This is a genomic window from Helicobacter pylori HUP-B14 (genome assembly GCF_000259235.1).
Taxonomy (GTDB): Bacteria; Campylobacterota; Campylobacteria; order Campylobacterales; family Helicobacteraceae; genus Helicobacter; species Helicobacter pylori_CU.
On record NC_017733.1, the window covers coordinates 1,353,969 to 1,367,496 of the forward strand.

Sequence of the window (13,528 nt, forward strand, 5' to 3'; positions counted from 1 at the left end):
TTTTAAGGAGCGTGATAATGAAAACGAACGAGGTGCAATTTTATGAAGTTTTAGAAAACCTTTTCATAGGCGTTAAGATTGAAGACCAGCCAGAAAGCCTTTTAAATCCTAACGCTAAAGCGCTAAAAAATGGCATGCTCAATCTATTGAAGGCTAAGAGCCAGTATTATCAAAGCAAAAAACAAGAATTAGAAAAACTCATTGATTGTAAATGCCAAAACAACAACGATCTCAAAGAAGAATTGTTTGACAAACTCTATAGCTTTTTCAAGCGTTATTTCAGCGCTAATGGAGGGATTTATTTCAACGACACGCCCCTTTATGACAGCCTTTATACTAAAAGCGATTATGAAAAATGCTCCCTTAAAAAAGACACCGCTTTATTTTATAAAACTAAAGATCTTTATTATGTGAAAAGCGAAACGATTTATAAGGATTTTTGCTTTGAATTAGAAAACATTCTTTTTAATTTTGACACTTCTTCATTAGAAAGCAAAAAGTATAATGAAAAAGTGGATTTAGTCTTTGATTTAAAAAGTATAGTAAAAGATACAGACACAAAAACTAACACCTTAAATTTTAGCGTTACGCTCAGCAGCAAGGGGACTCAAACAAAAACGAATGAAATCCTAAAAAAATGCTCCAATCAAGGCGTCAAACTTGATGAAGAAATTTTAAAAAAAGCGTTTGGAAAATTCAAAAAGCAAGGCAGTATGGATTATTTTATCCATAAAAACGCGCTAGGGTTTTTAAAAGAGCAATTGGATTTGTATTTGTTTGAATACCTTTTTAAAGAAATGACTGCATTTGATGCTAAACGCCTTAATGAGATCAATACTATTAAGGAAGTGGCTTTGGAAGTGATTTTGCTAGTGAGCGAGTTTGAAAACGAACTTTGTAAGATTTGGAACAAACCCCGCTTGGTGTTAAACTCGCATTTCATCGTGAGCTTAGACAAACTCAAAGCCAAAAACTATGATTTGAACAAGATCACAAACCACAAAAACTACCCCAAACAAGTTAAAGAATGGCAAGACTTGAATTTAAAAACCACAGACAATCTTTTAGAAAACGAGTTTTTGCCCCTAGACACTCTCTATTTTAAAGATTTAGAAGAAGAGATTAAAAACTTATTCAATGAAGATGAAATCAACGGCACGCTCATTAAAAGCGAAAACTACCAAGCCCTAAACTCTCTCAAAAACCGCTATAAAGAAGCCATTGATTGCATTTATATTGATCCGCCTTACAACACGCAAAACAATGAATTTATTTATGCGGATAATTTCAAGCGCTCCAGTTGGCTCTCTATGATGGAAAACCGCCTAGAGCTTGCGCATTCCTTATTGAGTGATAAAGGCGTGATGTTTGTGAGCATTGATGATAACGAACAGGCTTATTGCAAAGCGCTCATGGACGAAGTGTTTAATGGGGGGGGGGGGGGTGATAACTTTGTAGCTGATTTCATTAGAAAAACTAAAAGCACGACTAATGACGCTAAAAACGGGCGTCAATTACCAACATGAATTTTTACTCTGTTATGCGAAAAATAAAGAATTTATCAATCTCTTGGGGGGAGAAAAGAATTTAGAAAATTACAAAAACCCCGATAACGACCCTAATGGAGCATGGATTAATGATAACCCTTTCTATGAGACTTAGAGACAGAAACTAACATTCTAGTAAGAATGTAAGTTTTAAGTGTTCTCTAAGTTTCAATCTAAGTCAATTAAAAATCATTGAAAATGTAGCATAAAGACTTAAAGAGTTTTTTAAAAACACTCTTAGACTATAAGCCAGCTACAAGCTTTGAAAAACGCAATAAGTGTATTCTACTTATTGTAATACTTGGGGGACTTAGAAAATGCGAAGTGTTAAACATAGAATTAAAACACATTCAAGTAGAAGAGCAAAACTACTCTATTTTAATTCAAGGTAAAGGTAGAAAAGAGAGAAAAGCTTATATTAAAAAGAGTTTGTTAGAACCAAGCTTGAATGCTTGGCTTAGTGATGAATATAGACTAAAATATTTTAATGGGGCATATCTTTTTAAAAAAGACAAACAAAAAGCACAAAATTCTTTAACGCTTTATAACTTTATCCCCTTAATCTTTAAACTAGCTCAAATCAAACACTATAAGCAATATGGCACAGGCTTACATCTATTTAGGCATAGTTTTGCAACACTCATTTATCAAGAAACCCAAGACTTAGTTTTAACTTCAAGGGCGTTAGGGCATAGCTCCTTACTCTCTACTAAGATTTATATTCATACCACACAAGAGCATAACAAGAAAGTGGCTCTTGTGTTTGATAGTTTGATAGAGAACAAGAAGTAAGGTGGTTAAAATTGATTAGGTAGTTTAGTGTAATTAGTTTAAATAATCTTATTAAGATAAATAATCTAGCATTAGATAATTTTAATTAACTATTTAATGTTTTTATTGCTAATTAAAAATGATTAGTTTTATAAGGGTTGTTAAAATCATTGAGATTTTATAGAGTTAGCTTAAATTACAAAATATTCTAAAAACAATGTAATTATAGATTATTGTTACTCATTAAGAATATATTTGATTAACAATACAAATAACTAAATTCTATTAAATACTGATAGATTAACTAAAGCTATTAAATACCTACTTAACAAGATTGTTTATCGTCTACGCTTAGGTGTGGGGGTGTATTCATTGGAATTATCTAAATCATCTGCGTTGTCATGGGAATTTGAGTAAGTCGCTGTTTTAATTTGGTCTATTTTGTCTATTAAAAAATCATAAGCACTTAAAGAAAGGTCTTTATAGTGTGAAATGGGTTCTACCATATCTATTTCTATGCTATAACGCTTTTTATCTAACTCTTGCAAAGAATTTTGAAGAGTTAGTAAGTCTTGCTTAGTTATTTTTTGAGAACTTAAAAGCTTGTCAAATAAATTATTGTCATTATGCAAAGCCACTGCTATATCAAAAATATCTCTTGTTTTATTATCAGTTTTTCTAAAAGTAATCTTTTTAGCGATAATATTTTCTAGACTTTCCACATGAATATCAAAAGAGAAAATCTTTTTTGAATCATCAATATACCTCTCACTACTAGCATAATCTAACAGAATGTCTATTTTAATGTTGTACTTATTGGTTACACCTATGTGATTGTGTTGATCTATATATCTAACACTGTCAAAATGACTGCAATCATTTATCCATAACTTAGGGCTAAAAAATCCTAAGTATTGAGCGTCATTAACAAACAAATCAATATCAAAACTTAGTCTATGTTGGAAGTAATACATACTCAAAGCTGTGCCACCGCCAAACTTAATCATGCTAGGCTTAAGCCCTAAATTCAAAGCATTTTTAATGATAGGATAAAATTGTTCTAAGGCTTTTATTTGAGTTTGGAAGTTATTTTTAACAAAATTAACCTCATTGATAAGGATTGATGGATAGAACATACTGAATATTTTCCATAGGGATATGATAATCTTGTGAAAACCACTCTATTTCTTGGTCTAGTGCCTCTGTTTGAATTGTGCCTATAATATACTTGTCAGTATTGCTTAGATTAGTTGTTTTTTTATCCATAAAAAGCCCTATAAGATACTCTAAACTCACATGCTTATCTTTATTGCCAATAGAGTTATTGATTGTAGCTAATAACATAGGGGCAAATGACATTTTTATCCTCCCTAAATTGATTTGATTGTAGTTTAGCAAATTTTGTGTTGGTTTGACTTATAATGATTGTTTAGCTATAATACGCCTACATTACATAGGGCTGACCGAAGCCCACTTTCTTATAGCTTATAGACTACTTAGTTTTTCCAAGTCTTTGTTTCCAATACTTTTGATTAAATCATCTAAAAATGAAACAATTTTGTTAGGCATGATACCAAAGTTAAAACTTTTACTTGTAGGCTTTTCTCATTCTCTGATAAAGCGTGTTGTAATGCGTGGGCGGTTGTTTGCCCTTAGCTTTAGTAAATTTTCCCAATGATACGCACGATTTCTAATTGTCCATAGTAAGTTTAAAGCAATATAGGCTTTAGCATAATTAGAAAGATGTTGTTTTCTACCCTTAATAAGCAAAGTATCCTTATTATCTTTGTAATAAGCCTTAAGACTATAGGCTCTCAAATCTAATGCTACCCCCTCTAATTTGTAAAAAAAGATAAGCTTAATCACCGCTTCTAAAGACATTTTAGACAAGACCAAAGAATACGTGATTTCTTTTTTCTTGTCTTTCAATTCTTCTATTAAGGGGATTAAAGAAACTTCATCAAACACCCACTCATTCCCTTTGATTTGAGTCAAGCAATAGTCTAAAGCGTTGCGTAAGTAAATCTCTAAATTAGAGATTTTAGGTGTGATTAGACTAATGAGCTTTAAATTTTCTTTGTATTGCTCTAGGCTGTTATAAGTATCTAATCTGTCTTTGGATAGAATAAGCGTAATATTATTCTTGAAATATCGTAAATCTTGCATAGTGTCTCTTAAAATAATTGTTAAACCAAATTATAACACAAACAAAATTAGTTATAAAAGATTGTTATTGCTTGTTAAGATAATATATAGTGAGTAATTAAAATAACCAAATTCTACTAAATACATACAAAATAACTTAATATTTAATTATTATTAGTATTTCTTTAAATTTCTATGCTATAATGATTACAATTCAAGTTAAGTTAAAAGGAATAGAAAAATGATTAAATTAAATGGTTTGAATAAAACTTTAAAAACAAGCTTATTAGCTGGGGTTTTACTAGGTGCTACTGCTCCCTTAATGGCAAAGCCTTTATTAAGCGATGAAGACTTATTGAAACGAGTAAAACTATACAATGTCTAAAAAACTCTTTAATCTTATTAAAAGTATTTAAAAAGTTATTTTTTGTAAATTTTCCCATCGTGTTTAAAACGCCAACGAGATTTTTACTGGAGTAAACACTACTCCGCTATCCCTTAGAGTTTTCACTGCATCAGGGAATACTTTTCTTAAAATGCCGATTGCACCGTTAATATTGGCGTTTAGGGATTTGCCTATGCTAGATTTAAATAGCCCTCGTTTAACTCTTTTACCTAAATATTGCTCGTGGTGCTGCATGGGTTCGTTAGCCAAGTGGTCGCACTTGCTCGTAAATCTCTCTTCTGTTGTGTGCAAAGTTATCCCCACTAAAGCACTCTTGTAGGCTAGTTTTTCAATAAAGGATTCATAAGGGATATTAGTAAAGTTCTGATTGGTTCTCTTGCCTAGCTTTAGCTCTTGTTTCCAGCCATCATTTTTACCGATGACAATTGTAGAAATGCCCTTTTTTAAGCAATGCCCCACCACATAGGCGCTCGCCTTGTGCATAAAATCATTGACTTTACACTCCCGCCATAGAGCTAATTTGCCTAAGCGTTTTGTCCAAAAGCGCTTATTTGAAGTCTTGGCTTTGGCTTGATAATGGGCTTTGAGTTTGTTAAACCACTGATTGACAGACTTCACCCCTCCGCCTTTGATAATAAAAGGACTACTTTGATTATCTATTGCAGTTACGAAGTTGTTCAAGCCCAGATCAATACCCATAATGCCAATGCCATGAGTTTGTGGAAGTTTGTGCGTGGTTTGCTCATAGACAACTTCCACGATAAAACAAGTGGTTTTAGGGATTAAGCGTACTTGCTTTAGCCTAGAAGTTTGAGGGTTTATTTTAGTGATAAGTCTTTTTAAATTAGCTTTTTTTGGGAATTTAATTTTTGTCATGCGTCCTTTCGTAAAGCTAGTTTGCTGGTTTGTTAAAACCCCTATAGATACGCCATCTTTTGGTTTGAATTTAGGGATTTTTGGACGCGCTAGAAAGCTAGAAGGCTTGAGTTTGTAAGCTTTAAGGGCTTTTAAATAGCTTTTCCAATTTTGAGATAAAAGCATTAATACCTGTTGTGCGCTTTGGGCAGGCAAAGCTTTGTAATCTCTTTGGCTTTCTTTGACAAAGCGATTGATTAAATCGTAGGCTGTAGGCAACTTAAAACCTGCAAAGTAATGCTCTCTTAAAATAAAATTAGCGTAGTTGTAAAGGTTTTTAGACAGATAACAAAAGTCCTTAATGCGTTTAAAAATGGGGTGCGTGGGTCTAATAATATGGCGTTCAGTCAAGGTCATCTGTTTCCCCATTAAGAGATTTTAGCAAGGCTGGATTAACCTTACTCTCTAAAAGTAACTTTTTAGCAATGCGGTGCTTAGAATACATCTTCATAGAAAAAGAATGGATTGTTTGCATGATGTCCTCAAACAGTTCTTGCTCTAAACTGATTGATTCACACTGATTGATAATAACGATTTTAGTGCCATAATCGCTAAATAGCTTTTCTACTAACTCATAGCTCAATCTAGCTAATCGGTCTTTATAGGAAATATAAACCGCCTTAATTTTAAACGCCATTACCGCATTAAGAAGTTCCATAAAACCCTTTCTGTCCAAAGACATGCCGCTTTTAATATCAGAATAGATACTATCTACAGATATTCCTTTAGCATTTATAAAAGAGATACAGTTTTCTATTTGATTGTGCAAGTCTTGTTTCTGCTTTTGAGTGCTTACCCTAGCATAAACTACATTCAGCCTACCATCTTCAATTCCTGATAAAGAATAGACATCAGAATCGTTGTATATATAGTAACCATTGGGTTCTTGTTTAACTCGTATCTTTCCACTTTTAACATACTTCCAAAGAGTAACACGGGATATTTTTAAGATCTTTAAGACTTCTTTAGATTTCATTTAAGGATATTTTCCATGATTTCTTTCACTATTTTAGGGTGCAAGATTTCGCCAGAATGAAAAGGCAAAACCTACCTGATTTTATCTTTCACATAAATTCTATGGCTGCCTTTTTGCCTAGAGAAAACAAATCCATTCTGCAATAATAGCTTCTCTGCTTCTTTAGCTGTGAGTCGTGGCAATTCAGGCAAAAGCTATCTCAATGGGTGCTATTACAGAATTTTTCTTAGAAAGAAAAGCTAACTCATCGGCTTCTAAATCTCCCAAATAAAGCTCTATGGCTTCTTTAATGTTTCTTAGGGCTTCTTCATAACTTTTCCCTTGTGATACACAGCCTTTTAGAAAGGGGACAAAAGCAAAATACCCATTCTCATCTTTTTCTATGACAGCGTTTATAAGCATGGCACTACCTTTGAGTGAATTTCTTATGATTATACACATAATATATTTTAAACAAAATTAAATTGAAAGTTTAGTAATATGGTTTTCTTCTTTCCCAAAGCCATCATTATTTTGCCTAAAATAATGATCTGCCATAATCTCGCTTTGCATTGCCATTGTTTGATTTAAAAAGAGCATTTGATTGTTGACATACTCCCCATAGCTAAAGCTATGGGATTCTAGCTAAAGCATGAGAAAAATTGGGATCAAGAAAACTCAGCCTACTAGGTAGGTCTTACAAATTCTACCCCAAGAGTTGATGCCCCAACCCTATGAATATTGATAGACGCATTTAAATCTCTGTCTATAACCAATCCGCAATATTTACAGTGGTATTCTCTTTCTTTATCTGTTTTGCCTAATTTTTTTATGTCTTTATTAAAGTTTTCATCAACAGATAAACAATTAGAACAAGTCTTAGAGCTAGGATAAAATCTATCAATCTTAACGACATGAGCCTTTTTTTCAAGGATTTTCACAAACTCGCTAAAAGCTATGTCGCTCACTTTCCTACCCCAAAGTTTTTGCATAGCTTTCATGTTCAAGTCTTCAATGAAAATGCTTTGGTATTTTTTGCTTAACTTCAAAGCCAATTTATAAAAGAAATCGGTTCTTAAGTGTTTGATTTTTTGGTGAAGTCGGGCTAGTTTCTTTTTAGCTTTTTTAAAGTTATTAGAACCATTAACTTTCTTGCTAAGGTTTTTACTAAGTCGTTTAATTAAAGGCAAGTATTTAGAGAAAAATAAAGGCGACTCTATCTTAGTATTGTCAGATCCGGTTAAAAAAGTCCTTAACCCAAAGTCAAAGCCCACGCTTTTATCGCATGCGGTTTGCTTGTTAGGGTTATTTTCCAATTCACAGACCAGACACAAGAAATAATCGCCCATATTATCTCTTTTAATGGTTAAAGTTTTTACTTTCCCTATCAAAGCATAAGTTTTAATGAACTTGTAGCTATAACCATTAAAAGAAACAACGATGTCTTTTATCTCAAACCCCACTCCCTTATTCAATCCTGTCTTTTTATCAACTTGGCTTTTGAAAGTGAAAGATTTGTAGTTGGCTACTTTTTTAAATCGTGGAAATTTAGCTTGTTTATTAAAGAATTTTTTAAACGCATTATCTATCCTTTCAGTTAAGTCTTGCAAGGTTTGTGAGCCTAGTGTTTTTAAAAAGGCATAACGACGAGTCTTTTTCAATTTGGTGGTGTGTTTTTGCAAATCGTTAAGTTTTAAATATTTTTTAAAAAGTCTATAGTAGCGTTTGTGCAAGGCAATGCAATGATTATAAAACACGCCATAACGCCTTAATAGTGTGTCTATACGCCTATTCTTATCGTTCTTATAGAGCTTTTGTTTGTAGGTTATCAACATAACTTTTCCATTTTTCTTTTTGCTTAGGGCGGTTGCTGTTTTGTTGGTTTTCAATGTATTGTTTGACAACATTCAAAGGTGCACCCCCCACTGTTGAAATGAAACAAGAATTGGTCCATAAAGTAGGTAGTTTTGTTTTTAAGTGGTTAAATTCTTGTCTTAATATCCTACTGCTACGACCTTTAGCGGTTTTAATGAACTTCATCACTCCAAAGCTTGGATCAATGTCAGCTAAAATGTGGATATGGTCTTTATCGGTTTGCATCTCTATGATCTCTACTCTTAATTCTTTAGCCACTTCTTGAATGATTTCTTTCAATCTCATTTCTACAGCTCCCACTAAGACCTTACGCCTGTATTTAGGACACCAAACGATATGGTATTTGCAAGAATAGACAACATTATGATTGCTTTTGTATAAAACAGCGTTACTCATATTTGTATTATATATAAAAAAAATAACTAATACAAGATATTCATAGTATTGCTATTATTTTTATATCATATTAACGCTGATACGACTATTTCATATGGCATTTAACGCCTAAAGGCGTTTCGCCTTGTATCCCCATAGCTGAAATCTAGGGGCTTTAAGGCGTTAGTTTTTTTGTAAGAGCATTGACATTAAGCCAAGGGCATTGTTGCGATAAATACTTGTTTCTTAGCAAATCTTGTGTGTTCCAATTTTCTATGCTTTGCTTTAAATTCTCATAGTTGTATCTAATGCTTTGAAGTTGATACTGAGCGTTTTGTAAAACTTGCATAGGATTGGCTAAAGTGATAGCACTACTACTAATCAAAGAATTAGTCGTATTTATCATGTTATTGACTTTTTGTAACTGATTGACTTGAGCTTGAGCCTTAGAAATAATCTCTTCGTATCTTTTGATACTATCTACCATTTTGCCTATGATAGTGGCTTGACTTACATGGGTTTCTGGGTCATTGACAATCAAAGGAGTTCCCCCCTCTGCAAAGACACTTTTGCAACATAAAAGAGCGCTAAAAAGCGCACTAAAAATTGATTTTTTCATTTTTAAACCTTTCATTTGTTATTTTTATCATTATCAAATCCAAAGCCACTTTTAACACTTGCTACAAAGTGTCTCACACCAGCTTTAGCACTTCTTGCATTTACAGCATTTGCCCCTCCACTTAGTCCAGCAAGTCCAAGAGCTTTAGCTCCAGCTTGAAGTCCTGCTAGTCCGCCCCCAGCACTCTGATAGGCTTGCTTAACTTGATTAGCAACCATAACTGCACTACCCCCAAATACAGCTCCGCCTATTGTCATGCCAATTTTTTGCATCATTTCTGTTACTGCCCCAACGCCTCCACTTGTGCCAAAGATATTATTGATAAAATCAGGCACTCGTTTGACTAGAAAGAAACAAATCACAGAACCTAAAACAATAATGGTTAAAAAGCCTACAATAGAACTATGGGCTATATAAGAGTTCCAATCTCCTTTTAAGACATTGCCAAAGGCATCAATAATTTTTCCCTCATTTGCCATTTTATCCGCATTGCCATAAAAGCCTTGTGTGACTTCGTGTTTAGTGGGGATTAAAGCATTGGCTTTATAGATTATTCCATAATTAAAAAAAGCTACTAACATCATACAAGGTTTATAAAGAGTAAGGGAAATGAGCTTTTTAAGATAGCTAAATAACATGCCTTTGGTTTGGGGGATTAAACCTAAAGGCAATACAATTAAACCTAATGCTGACCACATAAAAATTTCTGCTGTAACTAATAACACAATAATAAGCAATAAGCCTAAAAAAAATAATTCCCCTAAAATCACTAAAAAAAACATGATTATTTTAGGCATCATTGTGAGCCAATTAAACATGCTAATACCATCAAAAGCATTATCCCACAGATTAACTATCATTGCATAAGCACTTGAAACTAGATTGCCTATATTAAAGGTTTCACTAGGACTAGCATTAGCATTGTTAGGAATTTCTAAGCCATCATTTAAGCTTTGAGCGATAAGTATAGCAAGCTTTTCAGCTGGATAAAATATCGTGTTAATGAAATAGGTGTTAAAATCATTAGGATTTCTAATCCCCCAATTGATAAACCCCACAAACACGATGAATACAACCACTCCCATAGCGGTTTTAAACTCAAACATATCGCCCTCTTTCACACGCTTATACGCCCATATTATAAATAAAATAGTAATAATGGTGTTTAAAATGAGTTGTGCATGAAAAAAGCTACCCACATGTTCAGCAAGACTTTTGGCTACTTTTTGAGATGGCTCAACAAACATGCCCATAAGGGTGTCAAAAAAATTCATCGCCCCCTCCCTTTAACACAACTTTGTGCTTGTAAATTTTCTTTAGCATTTTCTAAAATGCCCTTAAGCCTTTCATTAAAGGGCTTAATGCTATCAATTTGTTCTAATTTATCCATGATATTTTCCTTTTCTTGTGTTGAAGTGTAGTTGTCTTTTAATTTTTCTAAAGAGCTTTCTAAAAACTCCGCCATAGTGTCAATGTTAATCGCCTTATTTTCTATAATGTGTGCTAATTTCAAATCATCATTACAATCTTTTGAAAAAGGCGTATAGATAGTGGGGAATTGCTGTGTAAGGGCATATAAAATACCCTCGCATCTTTCTTTGTATCCTTTACCCTTAATATCATTATCAAAGGCTAAGATGACATTAAAACTATCTTGTGGCTTATTAACAGGCTTAGGCTTTCTGTATTCTCTAGTTCTTTCAACTTGCTTGTTGTAAATAAGAGCATTTTTTTCTCTTTGATAATTTTTAATAATGTCAGTGTAAGTCTCTACTACCACGCTATTAAAATCATCACTAGCCCTGCCTTGTCTCACTAATTCTTGCCATTGTTCTTCTTGTTTTAGATAATGGTTATACGCTCCTTGTTGTCGCCCTTTTAATTGCTTAAAAAAACTTTTTAAAAAGAGTTCTAATTTTTGTGCATTAAATTGCCCTGCGGTGCTAATTAAAACGCTCTCTTTAGGCTCTAAACTTTGTAACTCTAAATAAGCTAGACTATCAAAGATATTTTCAGTAACAATGACATTTTTAACTAAGCTTAAATTATTAGGGAACAAGAATTCTATGCCTTTAATTCCTTGTGCGATAGATTTTAATGGCTTGTCTCTTATGTTGCCCTCTTTGTCTGTGCTTAAGGGAGTATTTAGGCGTTTGTTAATCCCACACTGATGAATGGGTATGACATTAAGATTTTTATTCTCAAAAGCTAAATAGGTAGCAAGGATAAGATTATTAAAATTGTCCGTTTTTAAATGCTCTTTATAAGGCTCTAATAGCTTTGTATCAATGCCACGCTTTTTAATGAGTGTAGCGTTTTGTAAATCATAGGGTTTAAGGTTTTTAAACTCATTGATGATTTTTTGAATTTCTTTGTTATTTTCGCTAGAGTTATCCCTTGCTTGTAGAGTATCTTTTTTATTGCGATAGCCTTCTAACTTCCCAGCGAGTAAGCCTTCAACGCTGATATTTCTATCCTTACAAAAAGTAATGATATTACCGACCTTATCAGTATGAGTTTCTTTGTAGGTGTAACTAATTGAGCCATCTTTATTTTGATTTTTAAAGATGACTAAACTTCCCTCTTCGTTTTCATGCTTTAAGCAAGGGTTATTCTTGCTATGCTTATTTTTGTTGATAACATAGCCATTATCTAATAAAATCTCATGCAAAGGCAAGGCAGTGAGATTAGGGATATAACTCATAGGATTTTCCTAACGCCTTCTGCTCTTAGAGAGCGTATTTTGTGTGTAGCCATAATCTATAGTTGGCATTTCTTTTTTCACTTCTTTTTGAGCGTTATTTTGCTCTTTAGCTAATTCTTTAGCTTTTTCTCTTTCTAAACAAGCTTGATAATGCGCTTTGGCTTTTTCTTGCATGCGTTTGCCATGCTCTATCCAAGGCTCATCGCTGTTATTACTCTGTGCTTTCTCTTGGATTTCTTCTTTTTGGCGTTCTTGTAAGCATTTGTGAGCTTTAGGGTTTTTAGCTCTAAAGACGATCCCAATTTCAAAATCAAAGTGGTTTTAAAATTTTATGGAAATAAGGATGATGTGGGGGAGCGTTATAGAGATGATTGGATCAAAAAAGGGAAACTAGAAGATTTTTTTCTAACCTTATAGCCTAAATTTATTGAAAGGGGTTAAAAGATCCGCTTATTAGCCTATAAGGCTAGTTTTTCACATCGCTCAAAAACACATGCCTTAAAAGTTTGGCTTCGCTTAAAAAAGCGTTTTTTAATACCGCGCTTTTATAAGTGTAATGATCTTCAACGCTTGAAACTTCGCCCACAAACACCCCCGCTCCAAAAATCCCATCTAGCCCGCTCGTTAGCACTTGATCGCCTATGTTGATTTCAGCGCTTGGGGCAATGAAATCCACGATTAATTCTTGCTTGAAATTAGTCCCTATAAAGCCTAAGACTTGATTTTGGCCTATCATCACGCTATAAGCACACCGCTTGTGAGCGTTCAAAAACCCGTTCAAGCGCCCTTTTTCTAGCACGGCAATGCCTATGGCTTGGTTGTGAGAGACAAGGCCATAAATCTTATTTTCTTCTAAATTTACAATAGGGTTGAGAGAGACGCTGCGCGTGTCTTCTAAACTGATGAATGAAGTCATAAAAGTGGGGGTATAAGTCATTTTTGGATTTTCTAAAGGATAAATACTATTCAAACGCTCTTTCAAATCAGCGTTTTCTAGTTTTAAAGCTTCTAAAATCAAGCGTTCTTTTTGAAATTCCTTAATGTTTTGGGCTTGAAAAAAATACGCTTGAATGTTGTCCAGTAAGCTGTTTTTCGTGCTCATCAAGGCGTTTTTAATCCGGTCGCTGATATAAGAAGAGCTGCCCTTAAAATCTAAAAAATAAAAAATAAGAAAAATCCCTAAAAGCCAAAGGAATTTAAAATAAAAGCGCATGCA

The 13,528-nt window shown here is 33.5% G+C and carries 11 protein-coding genes and 7 pseudogenes; 4 read left to right on the forward strand and 14 right to left on the reverse strand.

Annotated elements, in window-relative coordinates:
• Positions 1 to 17: 17 nt before the first annotated feature.
• Positions 18 to 1,647 (forward strand): annotated as a pseudogene (locus HPB14_RS06555) (DNA methyltransferase); the annotation flags it as partial.
• Positions 1,648 to 1,754: 107 nt separating this feature from the next.
• Positions 1,755 to 2,339, forward strand: a pseudogene (locus HPB14_RS06560) (site-specific integrase); the annotation flags it as partial.
• Positions 2,340 to 2,656: 317 nt separating this feature from the next.
• Here HPB14_RS06560 and HPB14_RS06565 read toward each other — a convergent pair.
• The 3 genes and pseudogenes from HPB14_RS06565 to HPB14_RS06575 form a co-directional block, all read right to left on the reverse strand.
• Positions 2,657 to 3,454 carry a nucleotidyl transferase AbiEii/AbiGii toxin family protein gene (locus tag HPB14_RS06565; RefSeq protein ID WP_000499866.1) on the reverse strand — a complete coding sequence of 266 codons (798 nt, stop codon included), beginning with the start codon at positions 3,452 to 3,454 and terminating at the stop codon, positions 2,657 to 2,659.
• Positions 3,426 to 3,677: a hypothetical protein gene (locus tag HPB14_RS06570; RefSeq protein ID WP_000006536.1), complete on the reverse strand. Its 252-nt coding sequence runs from the start codon at positions 3,675 to 3,677 to the stop codon at positions 3,426 to 3,428. The genes HPB14_RS06565 and HPB14_RS06570 overlap by 29 nt, the downstream gene beginning before the upstream one ends.
• 126 nt (positions 3,678 to 3,803) lie before the next feature.
• Positions 3,804 to 4,484: pseudogene (locus HPB14_RS06575) on the reverse strand (CAAX protease).
• Positions 4,485 to 4,704: 220 nt separating this feature from the next.
• On the opposite strand from HPB14_RS06575, the gene HPB14_RS08190 reads away from it, so the two are divergent.
• Entirely contained in the window at positions 4,705 to 4,848 is a 144-nt protein-coding gene (locus HPB14_RS08190; protein ID WP_014658531.1) for a hypothetical protein, read from the forward strand.
• 63 nt (positions 4,849 to 4,911) lie between these two features.
• Here the strand turns inward: HPB14_RS08190 and HPB14_RS06580 are convergent, their stop codons facing one another.
• The 10 genes and pseudogenes from HPB14_RS06580 to HPB14_RS08075 all read right to left on the reverse strand — a co-directional run.
• A complete protein-coding gene (locus HPB14_RS06580) occupies positions 4,912 to 6,141 on the reverse strand; it encodes an RNA-guided endonuclease InsQ/TnpB family protein (protein WP_000176326.1) in 1,230 nt (409 codons plus the stop codon).
• Positions 6,128 to 6,760 carry an IS607 family transposase gene (locus HPB14_RS06585; RefSeq protein ID WP_000836811.1) on the reverse strand — a complete coding sequence of 211 codons (633 nt, stop codon included), beginning with the start codon at positions 6,758 to 6,760 and terminating at the stop codon, positions 6,128 to 6,130. Before HPB14_RS06585 ends, HPB14_RS06580 begins: the two co-directional genes overlap by 14 nt.
• Positions 6,757 to 6,951: pseudogene (locus HPB14_RS08070) on the reverse strand (type II toxin-antitoxin system HicA family toxin). Before HPB14_RS08070 ends, HPB14_RS06585 begins: the two are co-directional and overlap by 4 nt.
• Positions 6,944 to 7,162, reverse strand: coding sequence for a type II toxin-antitoxin system HicB family antitoxin (locus tag HPB14_RS06590; RefSeq protein WP_000906664.1), 219 nt, complete (start codon positions 7,160 to 7,162; stop codon positions 6,944 to 6,946). The pseudogene HPB14_RS08070 and the gene HPB14_RS06590 overlap by 8 nt, the downstream one beginning before the upstream one ends.
• A 263-nt stretch (positions 7,163 to 7,425) precedes the next feature.
• Positions 7,426 to 8,574, reverse strand: coding sequence for an RNA-guided endonuclease InsQ/TnpB family protein (locus HPB14_RS06595; RefSeq protein WP_000909431.1), 1,149 nt, complete (start codon positions 8,572 to 8,574; stop codon positions 7,426 to 7,428).
• Positions 8,543 to 9,010 carry an IS200/IS605 family transposase gene (gene tnpA, locus HPB14_RS06600; protein ID WP_000063685.1) on the reverse strand — a complete coding sequence of 156 codons (468 nt, stop codon included), beginning with the start codon at positions 9,008 to 9,010 and terminating at the stop codon, positions 8,543 to 8,545. Before tnpA ends, HPB14_RS06595 begins: the two co-directional genes overlap by 32 nt.
• Before the next feature lie 172 nt (positions 9,011 to 9,182).
• Positions 9,183 to 9,623: pseudogene (locus HPB14_RS06605) on the reverse strand (hypothetical protein); the annotation flags it as partial.
• Positions 9,620 to 10,882: a type IV secretion system protein gene (locus HPB14_RS06610; protein WP_001008735.1), complete on the reverse strand. Its 1,263-nt coding sequence runs from the start codon at positions 10,880 to 10,882 to the stop codon at positions 9,620 to 9,622. The pseudogene HPB14_RS06605 and the gene HPB14_RS06610, both read right to left, overlap by 4 nt.
• Entirely contained in the window at positions 10,879 to 12,312 is a 1,434-nt protein-coding gene (locus HPB14_RS06615; RefSeq protein WP_000120443.1) for a toprim domain-containing protein, read from the reverse strand. Before HPB14_RS06615 ends, HPB14_RS06610 begins: the two co-directional genes overlap by 4 nt.
• A gap of 9 nt (positions 12,313 to 12,321) precedes the next feature.
• Positions 12,322 to 12,591, reverse strand: a pseudogene (locus tag HPB14_RS08075) (hypothetical protein); the annotation flags it as partial.
• Here HPB14_RS08075 and HPB14_RS08665 point away from each other — a divergent pair.
• Positions 12,586 to 12,729 (forward strand): annotated as a pseudogene (locus HPB14_RS08665) (type III restriction endonuclease subunit R); the annotation flags it as partial. The pseudogenes HPB14_RS08075 and HPB14_RS08665 sit on opposite strands and share 6 nt — an antisense overlap.
• 49 nt (positions 12,730 to 12,778) lie before the next feature.
• Here the strand turns inward: HPB14_RS08665 and mreC are convergent.
• Positions 12,779 to 13,525 carry a rod shape-determining protein MreC gene (gene mreC, locus HPB14_RS06620; protein ID WP_001213328.1) on the reverse strand — a complete coding sequence of 249 codons (747 nt, stop codon included), beginning with the start codon at positions 13,523 to 13,525 and terminating at the stop codon, positions 12,779 to 12,781.
• Between the last annotated feature and the right edge of the window lie 3 nt (positions 13,526 to 13,528).

Coding starts and splice junctions, on each gene's coding strand:
- HPB14_RS06565 (WP_000499866.1), bottom strand. CDS start 3,454: ATGTTCTATCCATCAATCCTTATCAATGAGGTTAATTTTGTTAAAAAT.
- HPB14_RS06570 (WP_000006536.1), bottom strand. CDS start 3,677: ATGTCATTTGCCCCTATGTTATTAGCTACAATCAATAACTCTATTGGC.
- HPB14_RS08190 (WP_014658531.1), top strand. CDS start 4,705: ATGATTAAATTAAATGGTTTGAATAAAACTTTAAAAACAAGCTTATTA.
- HPB14_RS06580 (WP_000176326.1), bottom strand. CDS start 6,141: ATGACCTTGACTGAACGCCATATTATTAGACCCACGCACCCCATTTTT.
- HPB14_RS06585 (WP_000836811.1), bottom strand. CDS start 6,760: ATGAAATCTAAAGAAGTCTTAAAGATCTTAAAAATATCCCGTGTTACT.
- HPB14_RS06590 (WP_000906664.1), bottom strand. CDS start 7,162: ATGCTTATAAACGCTGTCATAGAAAAAGATGAGAATGGGTATTTTGCT.
- HPB14_RS06595 (WP_000909431.1), bottom strand. CDS start 8,574: ATGTTGATAACCTACAAACAAAAGCTCTATAAGAACGATAAGAATAGG.
- tnpA (WP_000063685.1), bottom strand. CDS start 9,010: ATGAGTAACGCTGTTTTATACAAAAGCAATCATAATGTTGTCTATTCT.
- HPB14_RS06610 (WP_001008735.1), bottom strand. CDS start 10,882: ATGAATTTTTTTGACACCCTTATGGGCATGTTTGTTGAGCCATCTCAA.
- HPB14_RS06615 (WP_000120443.1), bottom strand. CDS start 12,312: ATGAGTTATATCCCTAATCTCACTGCCTTGCCTTTGCATGAGATTTTA.
- mreC (WP_001213328.1), bottom strand. CDS start 13,525: ATGCGCTTTTATTTTAAATTCCTTTGGCTTTTAGGGATTTTTCTTATT.